Genomic DNA, 20570 nt, shown 5'->3' with positions numbered 1-20570 from the left:
CGGCTCTGACAGCCGTCGGGGCGCGTGCGCGGACGTTGCTCAGATGCCGTCGACGGCGACGATTCGGAAGCTCGTGGGCGTGCCCGACCCCATAGGCCCGCCGCGGTCGAATTGGGAGGCGACGACCAGTGTGCGGTCGGCGAGCCGGACAAGGGTGGTCGGGATGTTCAAAGCGGGGTCGGTGAGCGCGTCGGTGCGGGTCGCGGTTGCGCCGTTGTCCGTGATCGACCATCGGCTGATCGTGTTGAGCGTGTTCTGGGCCGCCCATAGCGTGTTGTCTTGTAGTTCCAGGCCGTCGCCGTGGGTGAGGTCGCCGCCACGCAGCACGACCTTGTGGATCGGAATGACGGCGTCGGGCGTCAGGGTGATGCGGTACAGCTCACCGGGGATCATGTCGACGACGAGTAGGTAGTCCCCGGCGGGGTCGACCACGATCCCGTTGAGGTTGAACGCGCCGGGATCACGGGGCGTCAGCATTCCACTCAGGTCGAATCCCACCGGCAGATCGGTTCGGGTGCCGTGTGTGATGGTCTCGTCCAGTTGTCGCGGGGTGACCCGGTAGACGACACCGCGGACCGAGTCGGTCAGATAGGCGGTGCCGTCGGTAGCGATGGCGAGATCGTTCACGAAACGTGGGGCCGATCCCGGAACGTCGAAGCGGGCGAGCAGGGCGTGGCTGGTGATGTCGTAGACGGTGACGCCCGCGGTCGAGTCGGTCACCCACAGCCGACCGGCGCGATCGACCTCCAGCCCGTTGGCGGTGTGACGGCCGTCGGCGCCTTCGGGCAAGAAGACTTCGGCCGTGGTTGCCGCAGAGGTCGCACGGTAGATCGCGCCGGTGCTGTAGGAACCGACGTAGGTGTCCCCGGTCCGGGGATCGGCGGCGATGCCCTCGGGATACACGCGATCGCCGGGTAGCTCGTAGGCGGTTTCGATCGGCTCGTGGGCAGCGTCCGAGCCGCAGGCGGCGGCCAGGACCGTGAAAGTCGTTGCGGCGGAGAGGGCGAAGCGATGACGGAAGCGCGTGTGGAACATGGTCCTGCCTCGGTTGGCTCGAGTACATATGAGGTCATCTCTAAAATAGAGCTCTAAGTTATATTAGAGCTCTAATGCACGTCAAGAGTCGAATGACAGGGCGGGCAGATACGATGCGTTCATGACGTCCATGCCACCCTCGGAGCGCCTCGGGTCCTACATCAAACGCGCTGAACAGGCACTCACGGTGGCCAAGAACGCGGCGTTGAAGCCGGCGGGCGTCACCGTGCCGCAGTATTCGGCCCTACTGTTTCTCACCGGGAATCCGGGTATCTCGGCCGCCGCGTTGGCCCGGCTGTGCGGTGTCACCCCGCCGACCATGAACACGATCCTGAACAATCTGCAAGAGCGGGGTCTCATCGAACGCAGCCAGCACGAGTGGCACCGCAATGTACTCGAGACCCGCCTCACCGAACGCGGCGCGGAGGTCATGCGGGACGCGGATGTGCGTGCGATCCGCGTGGAGCGTGCCGTGGGTGCGGCCTTCACCGACGAGGAGCGTGCCACCCTTCAGGACCTACTGACTCGTTGCGCCGATGCTTTCGACGGTATTCGCGCCGAGACGGCCGCAGACCCGAAACCTGGTTAGGCCGGCGGGATTTCAGCAAGGCCGCGATCGTGATGAACCCGCCGGAGCGTGCGTGAGCGAGAAACCCGAGCGGTACGCGGTGTACGACGTACTCGTCGGCAATACGACCGGACTCGGGATATCCCGAAGGGGGACCCGCCAACCGACTCGAGGTATTCACGACGGATCCGATACCGCGAACGACCGCGGTATCGACCTGATAGAGATCAGTTCCCGGCGGGGCACGGCGACGGCCGAATCACCCTGAACCGATCGGAGAGCATTCCCCGCCGACTTGCTCGGCCCGCGTGTGAGTCGGCTGGAACGTGCACCGTGAGCTGGTTCCATATCCGCGGCGCGGCGGTGACGCGGGGGTTGTTGGACGACCGGACCGCACGGCGACCCGATGATGTGGGCCGTTTCGGCGGAACGGCAGCGGTTTCGTGTTTCAAGCGAAGTCGAAAATCGGTGGCAGCACGACGATCACGGCGACGGCCCACGCACCGTAGACCGGCACGTACCGGGTCTGCCAACGTTCGACGTCGACGAACCCGCGCCGACCACGGACGAACCCGAAGCCCAGCCGCGCCGACCACACCAGATTCACCAGCAGCACCAGGTTCATGCCGAGTGCCACCGTCTTGTTCGGGGTGAAGCCGAATTCCGCGATACGTGAGAGCATCGCGGCCAGCATCACCACGTCGACGGCGAGGGCGCTGAGGATCAGGACCAGTTGCAGCCGGTCGAAGGTGTCGGGTGAGGCCAGCGGATCGCGCGCGGAGATCGCGTACAACAGCAATCCGAGCACCACCACGAGGATCAGGTCCATCAGGATCAGCAGATTGCGGTCGATGTCGATCACGCTGCGGTTGGTCGCGAACGCCACCAGCAGCGCCGACAACATCACGATGGTGAGCGGAGTGAACACCCGCGTGAGTACCGGGGCGATGTTCTCCACCACGTTCTGCTTGGCCTCGACCAGCCACGCCGCGACGATCACCGCACCCGCGACACCGAAGGGCACCACCCAGTCTTCGATGACCCATTCGATGTCGACGTCGAGCGTGTCGAACGCGCCCACCGTCAGCCCCGTCAGGACGCCGCCGCCGAAGGCCAGCAGGGTGAGGTAGACGATCCATTCGCCGGTGAATCGGACGAAATCCATTCGGCGACGGTCGGATCGCCACTGCCCGCCGACGTAGGCGAGACCGACCACGAACCACAACGCGATCGGCGCGTGGATCGCGGCGATGACCTCGGTCGAGCCATCCGGGTCGAAGGGAAAAACGTTCAGTACGACGGCCGCGAGCGCGAACGGCACCAGCAACCCAGCGGCGACACGCGGCGACACCTGCCGCTTCCACGCGAAATATCCAGCGACAAAAGGTAATACGAACAGGCTGACATTGCGCGCTACCGCGGCACCATCGAGTACCGCGAGGCCGACCTTCAACGTCAGCGCCGCGACGACGGCCAGGGCGAGCACGACGATCAACTCACGCTTGGGACGGTCGGCCTCACCTTCGGGTTCGGTCGGCAGCAGTACCAGTTGTTTCCACAGCCGATCGGAATGTTCGCGCGCGAACTCGCGCGAGATCGAGTCCACGCTGCCCATCCGTTTGACCGCGACCAGGAACGCCTCGTCGGATGCCAGCCCCACGCCGGTGAGGTCGGAAACCCGCTCGCGCAGATGGTCTTCCATCTCCTCGATGTCGGCGGCCGATATCGCACGATGCCGCTGGACATATCCCCGCCACTGCCCGATCTGCGCTTCCAGCTCGGCATCGGTACCCATCACGCCCACCCCTTCGCCACTGCCGACGGCTGCTCGACACTGCGCCAGACCTGCCCGAGCGCGTCGGCCACGACCGCCCATTGCGTGCGGCGTTCGGCGAACGCGGCCCGGCCCGAATCGGTGATCGCATAGTGTTTGCGCCGCCGCCCACTGTCGGCGGACTGCCAACTGGACGTCACATAGCCCAGCCGTTCCAGCCGGTGCAGCAGTGGATAGAGCATTCCGTCGGTCCATTGCATACGCCCGCCGGACAACTCGTTGACGCGTTTGAGAATGGCGTACCCGTAGGAATCGCCGTCGGCGAGTATCCCGAGCACCAGCGGCGTCGCCGATGCCGCTACCAAGTCTTTGTCGATATGCACCGGACTCCGATACCTAGATCTACTATGTATCGACGTTAGCAGACACGACCACGCGGACCACAGAACCGGTTCCAGTACGAGGTCACCGGTTTCGACGCCAAGGCCTGCACTGGCCGTCGCGGCACTGCTGGACTGCCTGATCACCGATTCCGGTCGCTCGAAGCCGGGTTTGGACCGCTCAAACGCGGCGTTCAGGTGCTGTTGATGCCGAGCGGCGCATTGACGGCGATGACAACACGATCAGCCGACCGCTGCGCGGTTCGGAATTGCGAGCATCGTGAAGATGACTTCCACGAAGCCCGCCGGGGTGACGTCACCGAGAGAGAGTCTCGCTCGGGACCGGGAATTGCCCCTCGGAAGTCACGCCGACGCTGCGATACACGGTCCGGCGGTCACGATGTCACCGAGGACTGGCCTTCGAGCGAATCCCCTTGTGCGGTGCTGATTTCGGGCCAGACTGTGGGGCAACACCAGCGTGGCCGGTATGCGGGCCGGCCGCACCGCGGGGGTGCATTGCTCTATTCTGAGCCGAACGCGCGCCGGGACGGGCAGCGCCGGAGGGGGAGAACAGTGGCGTATCAGCAGTATCCGGGGGCCTACGGTCCGAATCCCGGTGGCAATTCGGCCCCGGCGCCCAGCGGTGCCACCGCGATCATCGCGGGCGTGTCGGCGTGTCTCGGGGTGCTGGGCAATCTCGGCGGCGCGGTGGTTCTTCTCGTGATCGGCGTCGCCCGTGGCGGTGTGGAATTCGCGGGAATCGATCTGCTCGACCTACTCCGCTATCGCGGCTACTACACCTTCCCCTCCGTGGTCGCCGTGGCTGTCGGGGTCGGCCACATCATCACCGCGATCGTTCTCGCCGTCGGCGCGATCATGTTGTTCAATCGCAAGGCGTCGGGCCGCGCGCTGGCCGTCGCGGGCTGCGCGGGGACGATCCTGTGGAGGATCGTCGGCGTGATCGGAATAGTGCGCATTATCGGCCCCGAAGAGGTCGGCCCCGTACTCGGCGGAGAAGGCGCACTGGTGTCGGTGATCTTCCCGATCGCGACGATGATTCTGGCCCTGGTGCCCGCGACGTCCAAATGGTTGGCCTACCGACCGTCGTCTGCGCGCCCCGGCTATCCGCCGCCCGGTCGACCCCAGCCCGGATTCGCGCCACCGTACAACCCGCATTTCGGTACGCCGCAGTTCGGTACGCCGCAGCCCGGCTATCCGCAGCAGCCCTACAGCGGCCAGGCCGCTCCCGTCTATGGCCCGCCGTCCGGCGTGCCGCAACCCGCCCCGGCCTATCCGTCGGCGCCAGATCCGCTGGCCGAATCCCCGGAAAGCTGGCGACAACAGGGTGGTTGGTGATTTCGCAATCGCGTCGCGAGGAATTTCCGGTCGGACGGAACAGGTGACCTGCGCCTAACCAAGCCGGAGTAGTGGCCACCGATGCCGACGGCAGATTTAGGCAGTTCCTGCTCCACGATCAGTTCGACCTCTTCATCGGTCGGATTCGACAACAGATGCGTGGTCGGTGTCGACAGGCCGTGTCCGGAGGTTCCGGGGAGCGTTCAGCCCTCGCCGTCGAGGGTCAGCACGACCAGTGGAATCGGCCGGTCGACCTTGGACTGGAAGTCCGCCAGCAGCGGGTTGTCGGCCAGCACCCACGCCGCGAACTCGATGTAGTCCTCGGCTTCGAGCACCGTGCCGGTCGCCCGGTAGGTCTTGTCACGGAGTTCGATGGTGACCTGCGGATTCGCCTTGATGTTGTACCACCAGGCGGGGTACTTGTCCTCGATGAACGAGCTCACGTACATGGTGTCGTCCCGGTACAGGGGGCCCAGCGGAGTCGTGTGCCGCTTGCCGCTCTTGGCTCCGATGGTGGTGAGCAGGATGAGGTCCCCGCCCGCGTAAGCGCCACCCACCTTGCCCGAGTTCTCCCGGAACTCCTTGATCACATCATCATTCCAATCGGCGATGCCGCCGTCCTGGTCCCACGCCTGGTTCCACGGCGCGTCCGGATCGTTGTAGTCGGTGATGTCGGCCTGATCCAGCTGTCCCGCAGTCGATTCCGTTTGGCTCATGATTCGAGTATGCGGAGGAGATAGGACAGTTGACGTCCTAACTGCACCGAGATCTCGAGACAATTCGCAAGCCAACCCCCCGTCGCGTCAGCCGGCCCAAAGCCGGCGAGATCGATGATGTCGTCGAGCTCTGCCGCTTCGGCGCTGACCAGGACTTTCGCCGCTGACCGCCGATGTATTCGGTTGTCCCGGGCAAGACGGGCGTATTACGTTCGCATGTATGCCTGCCGACGCACCGACCATTCTGGCCACCAGCGGAGGAATTGGTGCCGGACAACGCACCCGATTCACGTTCACCCCTTTGACGGACTTCGCCGTGGAACTGTCGGGAGTTTCGGGTCGGGCGCCGCGGATATGTCTGCTCGCAACGGCGATGGGTGACGACAAGGCTGCGCTGCATTACCTGACCGAGGCGGCGCAGAGCCGTGGATTCGTGGCGTCGCACGTGTCGTTGTTCCCGATGCCCTCGGTCGAAGACATCACCGCTCACCTGTTGGAACAAGACGTGGTGTGGGTGTTCGGTGGCAGCGTCGCGGGCCTGCTGGCGATGTGGCGTTTGCACGGGGTCGACCGCGCGCTGCGGACGGTGTGGCAGGCCGGCGTGGTGTTGACGGGAATCTCCGCCGGGTCGATCTGTTGGCACGCGGGCGGAACCACCGATTCGTTCGGTCCTCGACTGGAACCGGTCACCAACGGACTGGCTTTCGTGCCGTACGCCAACGGCGTGCATTACGACTCCGAAGCCCAGCGCCGCCCCTTGCTGCACGAACTCGTCGGCGCTGGCGTGATACCAGCGGCGTACGCCACCGATGACAGTGCCGGATTGCTGTATCGCGGAACCGACTTCATCGAAGCGGTCGCCGAAAACGCAGATGCCGGGGCATATTTCGTCGAGGCCCATGACCGCACCGCGATGGAGACGGCTCTCGACGTTCGACGGCTCTGACAACGACAGCGATCTGCTCGTCGATATCGTGGCGGATTTCCCGCACTGTCCCGGGGAACCCGGATAGACATCGACGAATCCATTCATAGGTCGATGTATAAATTCCCACGCGATTTCATCAGTGAATCTCGAAAGTCAACCACCGACTCGTCCGCTTATCCAACCGTCGATGTACGGCGATAGCCCGCCGATGCGTTCAGCACGGCGAAGTCCGCAGTGGTTCGCCGTCAGGGGGCTTTCGCGCGGAACGTAGCAGTACCACGTAATACGCTGGCGGGGTGTACGTTCCATGCTCGGTCTTCCGGCGGACTCCACTGGAACGCGCCGATCAGCAGCTCGCGTGGGATCGGGCCGATCAGTGGTTCTTCGCGGCCGGCGCCTGCCACATCCTGGCGTACGCGTTTCTCGAGGCCCATCCCGAGGGGTGGACCGCAGTAGGTCTGTGGCCCGAGGACCGGCCCGACCCGTCTCACGTGTACGTGACCGACGGCACCTGGGCGTTCGATTCTTGCGGTTGGACACTCGAAGCCGAACTGATCGAGGTGTCGCGGGCAGCCGAGCCCCACGCCGACTATCGGCCGCGGCCGCTGCACATGGATCTCGACGAGCTCTGCGCCCGCCACTGGCACAGAACCCGCGCCGAGTTCGCCCACGACCCATGGCCCCGAGCCCACCACTACCTGACACGCTTCGCCGATCCACGCCCGACGCCGCCGGTTCGGCTGTGTGAGTTCGGCCGGGGTGGTGGCCCGTTCCGATCGCCGAGAGCGCGATGACGCCGCACGCGGTCGGACCGACTGTGGAGGCGTTCACGCCGACCGCGTAGACGGCCGCTCGCCGGGACAGGGTTGGGACACGACCGCGAGATCGCGTGCGCCGATTTGCTCGTGCCCCGCGTCCGGCTGGTGTGCTCCGCCTGGATCAGTCTTACCGAGATGCGAGGCCGTGTCGCCTCGCGCGGTACAGCTGCACGAACATGGACACGCCGGTGATCAGGAGCACAGCCAGGGGAATCAGTGGCAGGTAGGAGACCCAGACGATGGGGTCGGCGGGGGCGAGGGCAACGAAGGTGGCCAGGATCGTGAGAACGAAGACGATCCCCGACCAGCGGTGCACCTGTCCGAGAAGCGAAACGGGTTGGTCTTCGGCGCCCTCGCTCTTTCGGCGGCGCACGGTCGAATAGGTGATCGCGAGCAGGACGATCCCGGAGAACAGAAGCAAGGCCAGCGGGGCCAGCGGCAGGTAGGAGAACCACTCCGGCCCTCCCGCCGCCAACGCGACGACGGTGACGGCGATACTCGCCACGAAGACGACAGCGATCCAGCGGTGGATCTGCCGGGTCGGCTTGCTCCAGGTCATCGAGATCTCCTCTGTGTGTTTTGTGCGGCCCGTGCGCGGTGGGACACCGGATGAGCCTCGGTGTCGATGACGCTAGTGACGACCTGGCGACCAGCGCTTCTCGATTCCTGACCGTTGCGGTAACCGGAGACCACAAGGTCGGATGGCAAGTATCGAACGCGTCGCGGCCCACGGCCGCCCCGGCTCGGCCGTACAGAACTCGATGCCCTAGCCTCGCCCAGTCATGGAAATAGCTTCTGACCTGCGGCAGGAATGGCGAAAGGTGCTCTGACCTGCGATAATTCGACTTGCGACAGTTGAATTTCTCGAGGGTCTGGAGCACCTTTCTGGTGAGTGAGTCTATATCGCCGTATCCGCGGCTGGGTATCGATGGTGAAGGTTCGGGCGTGGTGTCACACGCAGGTGCGACGCTACTGCTGCGCACTGCCGAGAAGATCGGGTTGACCGGCGGTTTATCGGAAAAGTTGAGGCCGTGGCGCAAGTCGATGACTATCCACGATCCCGGCAAGATCGTGCTCGATCTGGCGGTCTGCCTCGCGATCGGTGGTGATTGCGCCGCGGATCTGGCGTTGTTGAGGGCCGAACCGGGGGTGTTCGGTTCGGTGGCCTCGGACCCGACCGTGTCGCGCACGATCTCCACTCTGGCGGCCGAGGCGCCGAAAGTGTTGGCTGCTATCGCTTCGGCCCGTGCCGACGCTCGCGCCCGAGCCTGGACCCTGGCCGGATCCGACGCCCCCGATCACCGGATCGGCATCGATACTCCGTTGATCATCGATCTCGATGCCACCCTGACCGACTCGCACTCGGAGAAGCAGGGTGCGGCACCGACATTCAAACGTGGCTTCGGGTTCCATTCACTGTGGTCGTTCATCGACCACGGCCCGGACGGGACCGGGGAACCCGCCGCGGTAATGCTGCGCCCGGGCAACGCCGGTTCCAATACCGCCGCAGACCACAAGCGAGTCCTGTCCGACGCCCTCGCCCAAATGCCATGGCAGCCTTCATGGCGGGTCGGACGGAAGGTATTGGTGCGCACCGATTCCGGTGGTGGAACCCATGAGTTCCTCGACTACTGCCACCGCCGCCGACTGCAATACTCGATCGGGTTCACCCTCACCGACGACATCGTCGAAGCCATGGACACCCACCTCACCGACCGTGACTGGACCCCGGCCTACGATGCCGACGGCCAGGTCCGGCCCGGCGCCTGGGTCGTGGAAGTCACCGGCCTCACCGACCTGTCCGGATGGCCACCGGGCATGCGGCTGATCGTGCGGAAGGAACGCCCCCATCCCGGTGCCCAACTGCGGTTCACCGACCGTGACGGACTCAGGTTGACCGCGTTCGTGACCAATACCCGCCGAGGTCAACTCCCCGATCTGGAACTGCGCCACCGCCGCCGCGCCCGCTGCGAGGACCGCATACGCGCCGCCAAGGACACCGGACTACGGAATCTGCCGTTCCACTCCTTCGACGCCAACCGCATCTGGCTCGCACTCATCGCGCTCGCCCTTGACCTGACCACATGGATGCAAACCCTTGCCCTCCACGACCACCACGCACGCCGCTGGGAACCCAAAACCCTACGGCTACGCGTGTTCTCCGCCGCCGGACGCATCGCCCGTCACGCCCGCAGAACCCGACTCCACCTCGCCCGCCACGCACCCTTCACCGAACTACTCACCACCGCCGCGGCACGCCTGCAACCAGGATGACCAGCCATTCCACCGTCCCGACAACCAAGGAAACCAACCCTCCCGAGGTCCGTGGAACCCGGCAGTCAGCCCGCTGCGCGGGCTGACTGCCGCACCCACAATCGGGAAACTACGATCGAAATACCAATCCGAACCCGCTCAGGCCAGCACGTCAGCCCCACGAAAGATTGAGGCTAGCGATCAGGGTGTCGTCCGACGACCCGGAACGCTTGATCGTCACCAACCGCATCGGCGGCATCATGAACTCGCGCAACGTCAACCGGCGATGGAGCCGAAGGAGAAACTGTGTCCCTTCGAGGAGCGGCCGATCGCGCCACCGCCGCCGCCGAGGCAGGTCGTGCCGCCATAGCTGATAGTGCCGACGTAGCCGTTGGCATCCGACGGCAGGCGTGGCTACCCGGCCGTCCAAAGGCGCGGCCATCATCCGCACCCACGACGTGGCGCCCACTCGCCAGGCGGTCCGGATCGCCGAAGCGGTCAACGCGCCCTTACTCGCGCAACGGTGATCTCGAACGCTCCACCGCGGCCCGCGAATGCCCGGCCGGCAGTCCGCCGCTGCGGTGGGCCAGCAGGTCTGTCCCGGTTGGTTACGCCAGCGGCGTGGTGGGAGTCGATGCTGTCGGTTGAACAGGCGGGCGAAATACGCCGGGTCGGAAAAGCCGGTACACCGGGCGAAAGTTGTTTTGCTGCAGTAGGAGTTGCCGCAGAACAGCCTGCGGACCCGCAACACGATCACCACTTCCCGACCGGAGATCGAGGTATCCGACAATTGACGTCGATACCGGCTGTGGACCCGCCCCGACAGCGTCCCGCAGCCAGAACAGGCGACCGGCTCCTCACCGGCGACGGCCTCGATCCGCACCACCGAGCCCGCCGCACGGATCTCCTCGATCTGCAGACCTTCCAAATGCGGGAACAGAACCCTCATCAGACCAAGATCAGAACACCTGCGACATTATGAACCATCGACCGCCCCTATGCATCCCGAGTCAGGCAATCACCAAGTCTGTGCCAGATCCAACATTGGCTCAGCATTGACAGCCACGCTCAAGCAAACGGCGACAGGAACCGAACTCGGCATCCCTACGTTCAGGTCCATCTCCGGACGAGCCTCTGCCTTGTGACATCCCGACCATTGCCGAGTAGAACTCGGCCTGGTTCGGTATACCTCGACGGGCCTTGAAAGAGACTGTGGCCGTTTCGAACCGCGCGATATGCGGCATTTGCGGATATGTCGAAGAAGGGCCAGTACCTCACCACGATCTCGGCCTGCACCCATGCCGAACTTGTCGGCGGCTGGTCGTAGCGTTCATGGAATGAACTGGAGACCGTGGTTGGAGCTGTGGAGCGAGGAATGGATCGCCAGCAGAGATCCTGATGAGTTGGATCCCGAGGTGGTGCAGCAGCGCTGGCTCGGGTACACCCCGGCCACCGAGGCCGACATCGCCGCGGTCGAGCAGCGCCTCGGCCTGCGGTTGCCACCCTCCTATCGCAGCTTCCTGCTGACCACCGATGGATGGCGCCATGCCGGGGAATTCGTGCAGAAGATGCGCGACACCACCAATCTGGGATGGCTACGTGACCTCGAACCAACCTGGGAGTCCTGGGCCGACCTGATCACTGAGCCACCAGTCGACGCGCCGGGTAACCCGTTCAGCCGCGGACTACTGATCTCGCTGCACGCCGACGTCGGAGTCCTGTTCCTCGACCCGGCCGACCGCGACGAGAACGGCGAATGGGCCGCCTACAGCGTGTTTTCCTGGGGGTCGTTCCCGCAGCGGTATCCCACGTTCACCGCCCTCATGGAATCGAACTACCAAAGCCTTCATCAAATACGTCAGCCGGCGGGCAAAACCCGTGACAACTGGGATCTGGTGGCCGAACAGGCACGAGGCGAAGCCCTTTCCGGGGACATCGACACAGCCATGGCGGCCCTGGAGAAGGCCCAGCATTTCGGCCAGTCACGCGCCACGGTCTTACAAACCCAGCTCCAGATGTTCCTCAGCACCTCTTCCCCCTACGATGCCTGCCGGATCCTTTCACGGGTGCTACCGCTGGCACCCGTTCCGGAGGGATTCTTCACCGGTCCACTGTTCACCGAAGAGTTCGTGCCATGCATGTTCCTGCAACACGCACACAAAGAACCCTGGTATGCCTCCGCGCTCGACCGTGCCCAGATGGTCGACGACCCCGGGGGCGAGATCAAACGTGCCATCGACGGGCACCGGGCACGGGTAGAGCGGCCCGGCTACCAGCTCTCCTACGGCAACCAAGCATTCGACGCCGCGGTACGAAAGGCGCTCGCGCAATACCACTCCGACCCGGCGGCGCTGTGGCATGCGCTCGAGGCCGCGATGGCGCATTGGCAGCCCCGTACGCCAGATCACATCACCCCGGTCGCATTGCTCGCCGACCCGGTGCTGGCGTACAGCCTCACCCCGGAACGCGGGCGCGCGCTGTTGAGCCAACCGCGCAGCGGCCGCTGACCCGGCGAGGCTGACCGAATCGGTTCCTTCATCGGTTGCGTGCGACCGGGCGACAACTCGGTCCTCACGGTGCAGCGCTACGCTCGTGCCGCGACCTGGCAGGAGTTGGTCGACGGCAAATGGAAAGGCCCGCGTCCCAGCAAGCTCGACCCGTTCAAGCCCTACATGCGTCAGCGTTGGGATGTGGGCTGTCGCAACGCTTTGGATCTGCATCGGGGACAACGGCTACCCCGGCAGCTATTCGCTGGTGCGCCGCTACCTGGAACGACACCGCGACAGCCCTGCCCCCATCGGAGCGAGGCCGCCGACGGTCCGACAGGTCACCGGATGGCTCACCCGCCACCCCGACACGCTCGGTGAGGATGATCGTCCACGACTGAAAGCCGTGCTGGAACAGTGCTCCCAGCTACGAGTTGCCGCGAAACACGTCCGTGCTTTCGGTGAAATCGTCACGACGTTGCAGGGGCAACGCCTACCGGACTGGATCACCGCAGTCCGCGCCGACTCCTTGCCCAGCCTGACCTCTTTCGCCAACGGGCTCGAGTCCGACTTCGATGCTGTCGTCGCCGGCCTGACCACGCCCTGGAACTCCGGTCCCGTCGAGGGGCGGGTCAATCAAACATCAAGATGATCAAGAGACAGATGTTCGGCCGGGCGGGACTTCCACTGCTACGCAAACGGGTGCTCCTCACAGCTGCTCAACGATGACATCGCAGCTTTCGGGGGCACGCCCATCACGAAAAGTGGGCCAGATCCGGTACACCGGGATATCTCGCCGATGGACAGGTCGGTGTCGAGCAGCAGTCGACGTGCTTGGGACATACGTCGTTCGGTGATCCATTCCCCGACGGTTCGTCCGGTGCGCCGGCCGACGATGGTGGTCAGGTGGCCGGGAAGTCATGCCGACCGCTTCGGCGACCTCGCGGGTGGAAAGCGCACCGGTGCAGCGCTTGTCGATGATGTCGAAGACCTCCGCGAGCAGCGGCTCGTCGTTGCGTCGCGTCACCTCGCCGTCGCAGCGAGAATGCTGATCAAAGCACACCAACCACAACCACTTTGAGGATAGCCCCTAGTAGTACTTTGTTAGGTTGGGAAGGTGTGGTGGCATAGTGGGCAGGTACCGATCCAGATAGCAAGTGCGCGTTGGATTTCGCGGATGATGCCGTAGAGGGTCAGTTCTGCCCATCGGCTTTTGGGGCGGTCAGCCGCAGCGTGGTGATGAACAGGTGGGCGGCGGTGACGAGGGTGGCGTGGTGGTGCCAGCCGAGCCAGGAGCGGCCTTCGAAGTGGTCGAGTCCGAGGCCGGTTTTGAGTTCGCGGTAGTCGTGTTCGATGCGCCAGCGGATCTTGGCCAGGCGCACGAGTTCGGTGATGGGGGTGTCGATGGGCAGGGTGGAGAGCCAGTAGTCGGTGGGTTCGCCGGCTCCGGTGGGCCATTCGGCCAGCAGCCAGGTTTCGGGCAGGCTGCCGTCGTTGTCGCGGGTGACGTTGCGGTTGGCCGGACGCACCCGCAGCGCCAGGAATCGTGATCGCATCGACGCGGTGGGGTTGTCGGCGTCGCGGCGGGTGCCGTGGCGCCAGACCACTTCTGTGAATGCCTCGGCACCGGCGGCGATGGCGAGGTTCTTGCAGGTCGTAGCAGGTAGACGGTAGCGAGGTTTGCCGCTGGGTGGGCGCCCGAGCCCGGAATACTCGACGGTTTCGCAGACCGCGTCGACGGACTGGGCGGCGGTGACCGGTTTGACCGCGACGATGTAGTGCAGACCGCGTCGGGTCAACTCCTCCCGGAAGGCAGTGACCCCGCCGTATCCGGCGTCGGCGACCAGCACCGGCGGTCTCCGACCCCAGGAGATGAGTTCGTCGATCATCTCCAATGCCATCTGCCACTTCGGCCGGTAGCGTTCGGCGGCGGGTATCGCGGCGCGGGCGCGCCGCGAGGTGATCGCCGCGGCATCGCCACCTTCTTCGGCGGTGTGCTCGTCCCAACTCGAAGGCAGGAACAACCGCCAATCCAACGGGCACGAGGCGGTGTCGGAGGCGGCGTGCACGCTGACCGCGATCTGGCAGTTGCCGACTTTGCCGAGGGTGCCCGAGTACTGGCGGGCCACCCCCGGTGACGAGTCGCCGTCCTTGGCGAACCCGGTATCGTCGACCACCCACGCATCCGGCCCGATCAGATCAGATGCTTTGCGGGACAACCCTTTCCGTACCGAATCGACGTCCCAGGGAGAATTGGTGAGGAACTGCTGAAACCGCTGATGATCGACGCCGAGCCGCTGTGCCATCGGCTGCATCGACTTGCGGCGCCCATCCAACATCAATCCCTGCACATACAACCCCGCCGTGGCGCGTTGATCCTTACGCGTGAGCGAGGAAAACACCTCACCCACAAACGAATCCAACTGCTCACCCACACGAGCCACGATCGCGACGTCCACAAGGGCATCGTCTCGAGAATCGCCACAGAACTCGAGCCGACACGCCAACCTAACAAAGTACTACTAGAGGACGGACAGTACAGGGTCATCGACATCTCAGGTGGAGTTCGTCGTGGTCGAAAGGTCCCTACGTTGACCGGCTTGGCCGCGGAGGCTTTCGCCATTTTTGCCGACGATCACGATTTTCAAGCCCTGACGGGTGTCCGAATGCAGCGGCGCGTCGGCACCGAGCTGACCGATCCCCGGTCGACGACGTCATGGTTCCGCGAAGTTCATCTCGAGAAGGTCCCCGACCAGACGGCGTGCGACCTGTTCGACGTTGCGAGTCCGGTCAGTGGTGTTTCGGATCGACCGCCTGCCACCGCGCCTCCACCTCGCAATCGAACAGGTGTTCGTATTGCGGCATACAACCGTGCGGCCGGATAGCGCCCAGCATCGATTGCCAAAAATAAGCTGACTGGATGGTTGGCGACCCGGCACTGATGCTGGCCGTCGCGTCGGCCATTGGAGCATGTCGGGTGGGCCGTGGAGATGAAGTGGGATGGAACCAGACAGATACTTGAATTATTGCAGCTCGGAGGGAATCAACAGGTCTGTCCGGGCGGGTGCAATCCACCTCACGGCAACAGGTTCGGCCTTCGAACGGTGTGGTGATCTCGGACCTCGCGAAGTGAGAGCTGGGTCTTAGCTTCTCGGCAGAGCGTGGTTCGATCCTCGGCTTCTCCTGCGACTGCGCGCGGAGATTCCATCGGAGGCGTCCGACGACCCGGAACGCTTGATCGTCACCAACCGCATCGGCGGCATCATGGACTCGCGCAACTTCAACCGGCGGTGGTCGCAGGCCCGTGGCCCGGAGTTCGACTGGGTGACGGTACAGACCTTCCGCAAAACGGTGGCAACCATGATCGCGCACGAGCACGGACCCGATCTGGCCGCGGCCCAGCTCGGTCACGCGAGCAACGCGGTGACCCGCGCGCACTACATCGACCAGCCGACGTTGGCGCCGGACTTCACGGCCGTCCTGGACCGGTCCGTGACCGAAAGCGTTCCGTAAACGTTCCTCGGGGTGGAAAAGCCGGGGGCGAGGACCTAACCTACTCGGGAGTAGTGTGGGCGTTGTCACTGGTGAGATGATCGAGGAGTGCCATATGGACCAGCGTGCGACGGATTTCGACGTGTTGATCGTCGGGTCCGGATTCGGTGGCAGCGTCACCGCGTTGCGACTGGTGGAGAAGGGGTACCGGGTCGGGGTGTTGGAGGCGGGGCAGCGTTTTGCCGACGACGAGTTGCCGAAAACCAGCTGGGACCTGCGTAAATTCCTGTGGGCGCCGGCGCTGGGTTGTTTCGGCATCCAGCGGATCCATCTGCTGCGTGATGTGCTGATCCTCGGTGGCGCCGGTGTCGGCGGGGGCTCGCTGAATTACGCGAATACACTCTATGTGCCGCCGGAGCCGTTTTTCCAGGACGCGCAGTGGCGCGATATCACCGATTGGCGCGCCGAGCTCACCCCGTACTACGAGCAGGCGCAGAAGATGCTCGGTGTGGTGCGCAATCCGCATATGACCCCGGCCGACGAGGTGTTCAAGAAGGTCGCCGACGATATGGGCGTCGGCGACACCTTCGTGCAGACCCCGGTCGGTGTGTTCTTCGGAGAGCCGGGTGAAACGGTGGCCGACCCGTATTTCGGTGGGGTCGGGCCGGATCGCACCGGGTGTGTCGAATGCGGCGATTGCATGGTCGGCTGCAAGTTCGGGGCCAAGAACACGCTCGTCAAGAATTACCTCTATCTCGCGGAAAAGGCGGGGGCACAGGTTGTTCCGATGACGACGGTGACGGATCTGCGGCCGCTGCCGGACGGCACGTGGAATGTGTCGACCGCGCGTACCGGTGCCTGGGTTCGTAAGCGGCCCCAGACCTTTACCGCCGCCAACGTCGTTTTGGCCGCGGGTACCCGTGGCACCCAGAAATTGCTGTTCGAGATGCGTGACAAGGGCGTATTGCCCGGGCTGTCGGATCGGCTCGGCATGCTGACCCGCACCAATTCCGAATCGATCGTGGGTGCGGCGACGAAGACGGTGACACCCGGCGTCGATTTCACCAAGGGTGTCGCCATCACGTCCTCGATCCATCCGACCCCCGACACCCATATCGAACCGGTCCGGTACGGCAAGGGGTCCAACGCGATGGGCCTGTTGCAGACCCTCATGGTCGACGGTGGCGGTCGTATTCCGCGCTGGCTGCGGTTCGTGCTGCTCGTGTTGCGGCACCCGATGCACCTGATCAGTTTCCTCAGCACCAAGAACTGGAGTGAGCGCACCATCATCTCGCTGGTCATGCAGCATTTGGACAACTCCATCACCACCTACACCAAACGGGGTGTGTTCGGGCGCAAACTCACCAGCAAACAGGGGCACGGGGAACCCAATCCCACGTGGATCCCGGTCGGCAACGACGTGACACGTCGGGTCGCCGACCAGATCGGCGGCATCGCGGGCGGTAGCTGGGGCGAGATCTTCAATATCCCGCTCACCGCCCACTTCCTCGGCGGGGCCGCGATCGGCGCCGACCCGGAACACGGCGTGATCGACGGCTATCACCGGGTCTACGGCTATCCGACGCTGAGCGTGGTGGACGGTGCGGCTGTTTCGGCGAATCTCGGTGTGAATCCGTCGCTCACGATCACCGCGCAGGCCGAGCGTGCGGCGGCCTACTGGCCGAACAAGGGCGAATTGGACAACCGCCCGTCGCAAGAGGCGGGGTACCAGCGGATTTCACCGATCGCCCCCGCGCGACCGGTAGTGCCGGCGAGCGCCCCTGCTGCGCTGAGGTTGCCGATCGTGGAGATCCGCGGTGCCGACAAGGGTGCCAGCGCCTGACATTTCGCGCGATTCGAACCGACGTACCGAAACTGCGGTCGGCCGCCGTCGTTGAAGACCGGGCCGTTGCCGCCATCAGATTGCGGACGGTGCGCAGCACGATAGATTGCGGACGGGGGTGCGCAGCACGATCAGGCCGGCGTCAGCGATCCAGCGCCGCTGTCGGCCGCCGGAAGGCCCGGAAATTCCAGTCGCGAGTGGCGGATCGGCGGTCCGTGGATCGCCTTCTGCGGATCGCCGTGGGCGGTGTTGTGCTGCGGGCCATGCTGATTCGGCGGCGCGGATCTCGAGAGGTCCGCACCGAACAGCACCGAACAGCACCGAACAGCACCGACGGTATCGGGCGTTTGTCGTCCACCCGTCAGGAATCGACGCGCAGCGCCAGGACCTGTCCCTCGGCGGTGTGCTCGCGTGTGATCGACAGGGCGCAGGGCCCGATGACCACGTCGAGATGTTCACCTTCTCCGTGGGTGACGCCCGCGTGATCGCCCTCGGTCGTCATATTGAGCGGCGGATACGCCAACGCGATGACCAGGGTTCCGCTGGGCACATCGACGGTCCCCACCGGGACGGTTTCGGTTCTGGGGTCGCGCTCCAGACCGTCCGGTGGGATCGGCCGCACCCCGGGCTCGACCGGTGGCGTGATCCACAGGGTTCCGTCATCGCCGCGATAGACCGCGTGGTGTCCGTCGCCGTGGGCCTCCTCGACGTAGGCGCGCGCGCCATCGAGCACCAGGGACTTACTGCCCTCGTCGGCGAGTTCGTCGCCGTAGACGTCCCAGCCGCCGAATCGTGCGTGCGCGTCACACAGGATCAGGAACAGACCGTTGTGGACGGGATTTCCGATCGAGCCGAGGCCTTTCACGGTGGGTGAGCCCAATCCGCGGCAGGTGGATGCCGCACGACGTGCACCGTGGCGCTGTCGATCGCGGTGAGCCCGTACGGATCACAGTCGGTCGACCGGATCCGACCGGAAGACCGGATGCCGCTCGTAGTACGTGGGAATCGTCGTGATCGGTTCGTCGAGCACCACCTCGGGGCGACGGCGTGCGACCGCCCGAACGTAACCGAGGTGACGGCCCGCGTCGGCAATGATCGCATCGATCTCCACGGCGTTGTCCGGAGAGACCTCGAGTTGCCAGTCCCGCCAGAACGTCCAACCCTCGGGCATGGTGTCGGCGAGTTCGATGTCGACGACTCCGCCGCGCGCCCAGTGCTCACGCCACCAGGCGGCGGTGTGCAGGCACGCCATGCTCGGTTCCCACCACGGTGCGAGGTGATCGGGCACCGTGGTGAAGTCGGCGGACAGGCCCGCGCCCGCGATGCCGATCTGACCGCCGGGTGCGACGAAGCGCGCCAGGTAGCCGAGATACAGGTCGTCGGTTCCGTAGTAGGGGAACGAGTCGACGCTGACGACGGCATCGAAGAAGTCGGCGGCGAACGGGAGTGCGCGAGCGTCGGCGTGGACGGGGAAGACCGCGTCGGCGGCACCGGCGTCGACGATGCGGCGGCGCCGATCGTCGGCGCCGAACCACAGGTCCGTGGACCAGACCTCGACGTCGAACTCGTTGTGCAGGAAGACCGACGAGGCGCCCCGTCCGCACCCGAGGTCGAGGATCCGCATACCCGGCCTCAGGTCCATCGCGCTGGTCAGCCATTCGGTGAGCCACAGCGAATTGGCTCCTCCGCTCACACTCGATCGGATCCAATCGGGGTGGTACCGCGACGATTTCGGAAACCGGGTGGATCGCAGTCGATCGGTGGACACTCGTTCTCCTTTCGCGGCCGGGGTCATGCGGTCGCGTAGACGGACAGGACCAGCGTCGCACCGGACAGTGCCAGGAACAGGATCGGTCCGGCGAGGTCGTACCGCCGGGCGCGCAGGTGCATCCATACCGCGGCGCAGAAGTACGCGACCAGGCCGACGGCGGCGGCGATGCCGAGTGGTCGGTAGGCGAGCCCGGCGAGCAGGCCGACCGCGGCGGCGAGTTTGAGCACGCCGAGTAACCACATCCGATGTTCCGGGAATCCGACACCGGCGATGACGGCGACGAGTGCCGGAGTGCGGGCCAGGGTGGCCGCGGCCGACCCGGTCAGCGCGACGGCCGAGGTGATCGAGAGCGCGGTGAGCGCGATATCCATGGGATTCCTCTGGGTGAAGGTGTCCGGCGCCGTCATCGACTGTCGGTGGCGATCCCGCTCGAATTCATCGAACAGGTCGTCTTCTCGAATATACGACTTCTGCCGGACAGGTTGTCAAGTGAAATATGCGAAGATGGCGTCATGGGTACACGCAGATACGAGCAGGTCGTGCGGGCCGATGCCGCGGAGCAGACGCGACGACGCATCCTCGCCGCCGTCGGCGAGCAACTCCGCGCGGCACCGACCGAACCGGTCAGCCTGGAGAAGGTCGCTCGGGCCGCGAAGGTGTCACGCTCCACCATCTACGTCGACTTCGGCTCGCGCGCAGGACTTTTCGACGCCTTCGTGATGGACCTCTACGAGCGCACCGGCCTGCGTGAACTCTCCGCGGCCGTCGCGGCCGACGATCCGCGCGAGCATCTGCGGGAGGCTCTCGCCGCGGCGGGCCGGATGAAATCCCGCGATCTCGACATCTACCGGGTGCTGCACGCGATGGACCGCATCGACCCGTCCTCGGCCGCCGAAGCGGTGCGGGCGATGGAGGAGGACCGGCGCGGCGGCGTCACACACCTGGCGAACCGGCTGGCCTCGGCGGGGCTGCTCCGCGACGACGTCTCGGTGGACTGGGCCGTCGACGTTCTGTGGACCCTGAGCAGTTTCGAGAGCCTGGACCTGCTCGTCACCGGGCGCGGTCTCACCGTCGCGGAGGCGACCGAACGCCTGGTCACCACCGCGGAGCGCACGCTCTACCGACCGCAGCCGGTGCGGGGGTGAGCACA

Annotated in this window: 21 protein-coding genes and 2 pseudogenes; 12 read left to right on the top strand and 11 right to left on the bottom strand. The window is 65.1% G+C overall.

What is annotated here, in order from left to right; genetic code table 11:
* Positions 1-39 precede the first annotated feature (39 nt).
* Positions 40-1035 (bottom strand): SMP-30/gluconolactonase/LRE family protein, encoded by a 996-nt coding sequence (locus OG225_RS10615; RefSeq protein ID WP_405181503.1) that lies wholly within the window; start codon positions 1033-1035, stop codon positions 40-42.
* Positions 1036-1156: 121 nt separating this feature from the next.
* Between OG225_RS10615 and OG225_RS10610 the strand changes: the two genes are divergently transcribed.
* Positions 1157-1624 (top strand): MarR family winged helix-turn-helix transcriptional regulator, encoded by a 468-nt coding sequence (locus OG225_RS10610; RefSeq protein ID WP_254189070.1) that lies wholly within the window; start codon positions 1157-1159, stop codon positions 1622-1624.
* Between the two features lie 427 nt (positions 1625-2051).
* Here OG225_RS10610 and OG225_RS10605 read toward each other — a convergent pair whose 3' ends face one another.
* Together OG225_RS10605 and OG225_RS10600 are read right to left on the bottom strand one after the other, a co-directional pair.
* The gene (locus tag OG225_RS10605) at positions 2052-3398 is read right to left on the bottom strand and encodes a permease prefix domain 1-containing protein (RefSeq protein WP_405181502.1); all 1347 of its coding nucleotides are present in this window, start codon (positions 3396-3398) and stop codon (positions 2052-2054) included.
* Positions 3398-3760, bottom strand: a complete 363-nt coding sequence (locus tag OG225_RS10600; protein ID WP_405181501.1) for a PadR family transcriptional regulator — start codon at positions 3758-3760, stop codon at positions 3398-3400. The genes OG225_RS10605 and OG225_RS10600 overlap by 1 nt, the downstream gene beginning before the upstream one ends.
* A 570-nt stretch (positions 3761-4330) precedes the next feature.
* Between OG225_RS10600 and OG225_RS10595 the strand changes: the two genes are divergently transcribed.
* A complete protein-coding gene (locus OG225_RS10595; RefSeq protein ID WP_405181500.1) occupies positions 4331-5113 on the top strand; it encodes a hypothetical protein in 783 nt (260 codons plus the stop codon).
* 203 nt (positions 5114-5316) lie between these two features.
* On the opposite strand, the gene OG225_RS10590 is transcribed toward OG225_RS10595, so the two are convergent.
* Positions 5317-5829 (bottom strand): nitroreductase/quinone reductase family protein, encoded by a 513-nt coding sequence (locus OG225_RS10590; protein WP_405181499.1) that lies wholly within the window; start codon positions 5827-5829, stop codon positions 5317-5319.
* A 220-nt stretch (positions 5830-6049) separates the two neighbouring features.
* Between OG225_RS10590 and OG225_RS10585 the strand changes: the two genes are divergently transcribed.
* Complete coding sequence (locus OG225_RS10585; protein ID WP_405181498.1) at positions 6050-6775, top strand: Type 1 glutamine amidotransferase-like domain-containing protein; 726 nt, start codon at positions 6050-6052, stop codon at positions 6773-6775.
* A gap of 278 nt (positions 6776-7053) precedes the next feature.
* On the top strand, positions 7054-7551 hold the full coding sequence (locus tag OG225_RS10580) for a hypothetical protein (protein ID WP_405181497.1): 498 nt from the start codon (positions 7054-7056) through the stop codon (positions 7549-7551).
* Positions 7552-7702: 151 nt separating this feature from the next.
* Here OG225_RS10580 and OG225_RS10575 read toward each other — a convergent pair whose 3' ends face one another.
* Positions 7703-8134 (bottom strand): hypothetical protein, encoded by a 432-nt coding sequence (locus tag OG225_RS10575; protein ID WP_405181496.1) that lies wholly within the window; start codon positions 8132-8134, stop codon positions 7703-7705.
* Positions 8135-8463: 329 nt separating this feature from the next.
* Between OG225_RS10575 and OG225_RS10570 the strand changes: the two genes are divergently transcribed.
* Complete coding sequence (locus OG225_RS10570; RefSeq protein WP_405181495.1) at positions 8464-9849, top strand: IS1380 family transposase; 1386 nt, start codon at positions 8464-8466, stop codon at positions 9847-9849.
* 715 nt (positions 9850-10564) lie between these two features.
* On the opposite strand, the pseudogene OG225_RS10565 reads toward OG225_RS10570, so the two are convergent.
* A pseudogene (locus OG225_RS10565) lies at positions 10565-10777 on the bottom strand (transposase family protein); the annotation flags it as partial.
* A gap of 388 nt (positions 10778-11165) precedes the next feature.
* Between OG225_RS10565 and OG225_RS10560 the strand changes: the two are divergent.
* Both OG225_RS10560 and OG225_RS10555 read left to right on the top strand, forming a co-directional pair.
* Positions 11166-12335, top strand: a complete 1170-nt coding sequence (locus OG225_RS10560; RefSeq protein ID WP_405181494.1) for an SMI1/KNR4 family protein — start codon at positions 11166-11168, stop codon at positions 12333-12335.
* A 181-nt stretch (positions 12336-12516) separates the two neighbouring features.
* The gene (locus OG225_RS10555; protein ID WP_405181493.1) at positions 12517-12966 is read left to right on the top strand and encodes a hypothetical protein; all 450 of its coding nucleotides are present in this window, start codon (positions 12517-12519) and stop codon (positions 12964-12966) included.
* 38 nt (positions 12967-13004) lie between these two features.
* Here OG225_RS10555 and OG225_RS10550 read toward each other — a convergent pair whose 3' ends face one another.
* On the bottom strand, positions 13005-13172 hold the full coding sequence (locus OG225_RS10550) for a hypothetical protein (protein ID WP_405183233.1): 168 nt from the start codon (positions 13170-13172) through the stop codon (positions 13005-13007).
* A 62-nt stretch (positions 13173-13234) separates the two neighbouring features.
* Between OG225_RS10550 and OG225_RS10545 the strand changes: the two genes are divergently transcribed.
* On the top strand, positions 13235-13366 hold the full coding sequence (locus OG225_RS10545) for a hypothetical protein (protein ID WP_405181492.1): 132 nt from the start codon (positions 13235-13237) through the stop codon (positions 13364-13366).
* 38 nt (positions 13367-13404) lie between these two features.
* On the opposite strand, the pseudogene OG225_RS10540 reads toward OG225_RS10545, so the two are convergent.
* Positions 13405-14716 (bottom strand): annotated as a pseudogene (locus OG225_RS10540) (IS701 family transposase).
* A gap of 198 nt (positions 14717-14914) precedes the next feature.
* On the opposite strand from OG225_RS10540, the gene OG225_RS10535 reads away from it, so the two are divergent.
* From OG225_RS10535 to OG225_RS10525, 3 genes are all read left to right on the top strand, one after another.
* Entirely contained in the window at positions 14915-15199 is a 285-nt protein-coding gene (locus tag OG225_RS10535; protein WP_405181491.1) for a hypothetical protein, read from the top strand.
* 349 nt (positions 15200-15548) lie between these two features.
* On the top strand, positions 15549-15827 hold the full coding sequence (locus tag OG225_RS10530; protein ID WP_405181490.1) for a hypothetical protein: 279 nt from the start codon (positions 15549-15551) through the stop codon (positions 15825-15827).
* Positions 15828-15921: 94 nt separating this feature from the next.
* Positions 15922-17649: a GMC oxidoreductase gene (locus OG225_RS10525; RefSeq protein ID WP_405181489.1), complete on the top strand. Its 1728-nt coding sequence runs from the start codon at positions 15922-15924 to the stop codon at positions 17647-17649.
* A gap of 361 nt (positions 17650-18010) precedes the next feature.
* Here the strand turns inward: OG225_RS10525 and OG225_RS10520 are convergent, their stop codons facing one another.
* The 3 genes from OG225_RS10520 to OG225_RS10510 form a co-directional block, all read right to left on the bottom strand.
* Entirely contained in the window at positions 18011-18514 is a 504-nt protein-coding gene (locus OG225_RS10520) for a hypothetical protein (RefSeq protein WP_405181488.1), read from the bottom strand.
* A gap of 81 nt (positions 18515-18595) precedes the next feature.
* Positions 18596-19342 carry an SAM-dependent methyltransferase gene (locus OG225_RS10515; protein ID WP_405181487.1) on the bottom strand — a complete coding sequence of 249 codons (747 nt, stop codon included), beginning with the start codon at positions 19340-19342 and terminating at the stop codon, positions 18596-18598.
* Positions 19343-19440: 98 nt separating this feature from the next.
* Positions 19441-19827 (bottom strand): DoxX family protein, encoded by a 387-nt coding sequence (locus OG225_RS10510; RefSeq protein WP_405181486.1) that lies wholly within the window; start codon positions 19825-19827, stop codon positions 19441-19443.
* 105 nt (positions 19828-19932) lie between these two features.
* Between OG225_RS10510 and OG225_RS10505 the strand changes: the two genes are divergently transcribed.
* Positions 19933-20565 carry a TetR/AcrR family transcriptional regulator gene (locus OG225_RS10505; RefSeq protein ID WP_405181485.1) on the top strand — a complete coding sequence of 211 codons (633 nt, stop codon included), beginning with the start codon at positions 19933-19935 and terminating at the stop codon, positions 20563-20565.
* Positions 20566-20570 lie beyond the last annotated feature (5 nt).

Origin of the sequence: Nocardia sp. NBC_01377 (assembly GCF_045040005.1) — a bacterium.
Classification (GTDB): Bacteria; Actinomycetota; Actinomycetes; order Mycobacteriales; family Mycobacteriaceae; genus Nocardia; species Nocardia noduli.
Note: the sequence above shows the minus strand (reverse complement) of the source record. Positions and strands in the feature narration are given on the sequence as shown.

Excerpts from the sequence above, each read along its gene's own strand:
- OG225_RS10615 (WP_405181503.1), bottom strand. The coding sequence starts at position 1,035 with ATGTTCCACACGCGCTTCCGTCATCGCTTCGCCCTCTCCGCCGCAACG.
- OG225_RS10585 (WP_405181498.1), top strand. The coding sequence starts at position 6,050 with ATGCCTGCCGACGCACCGACCATTCTGGCCACCAGCGGAGGAATTGGT.
- OG225_RS10555 (WP_405181493.1), top strand. The coding sequence starts at position 12,517 with ATGTGGGCTGTCGCAACGCTTTGGATCTGCATCGGGGACAACGGCTAC.
- OG225_RS10575 (WP_405181496.1), bottom strand. The coding sequence starts at position 8,134 with ATGACCTGGAGCAAGCCGACCCGGCAGATCCACCGCTGGATCGCTGTC.
- OG225_RS10605 (WP_405181502.1), bottom strand. The coding sequence starts at position 3,398 with ATGGGTACCGATGCCGAGCTGGAAGCGCAGATCGGGCAGTGGCGGGGA.
- OG225_RS10525 (WP_405181489.1), top strand. The coding sequence starts at position 15,922 with ATGGACCAGCGTGCGACGGATTTCGACGTGTTGATCGTCGGGTCCGGA.
- OG225_RS10590 (WP_405181499.1), bottom strand. The coding sequence starts at position 5,829 with ATGAGCCAAACGGAATCGACTGCGGGACAGCTGGATCAGGCCGACATC.
- OG225_RS10560 (WP_405181494.1), top strand. The coding sequence starts at position 11,166 with ATGAACTGGAGACCGTGGTTGGAGCTGTGGAGCGAGGAATGGATCGCC.
- OG225_RS10505 (WP_405181485.1), top strand. The coding sequence starts at position 19,933 with ATGGGTACACGCAGATACGAGCAGGTCGTGCGGGCCGATGCCGCGGAG.
- OG225_RS10610 (WP_254189070.1), top strand. The coding sequence starts at position 1,157 with ATGACGTCCATGCCACCCTCGGAGCGCCTCGGGTCCTACATCAAACGC.
- OG225_RS10510 (WP_405181486.1), bottom strand. The coding sequence starts at position 19,827 with ATGACGGCGCCGGACACCTTCACCCAGAGGAATCCCATGGATATCGCG.
- OG225_RS10545 (WP_405181492.1), top strand. The coding sequence starts at position 13,235 with ATGCCGACCGCTTCGGCGACCTCGCGGGTGGAAAGCGCACCGGTGCAG.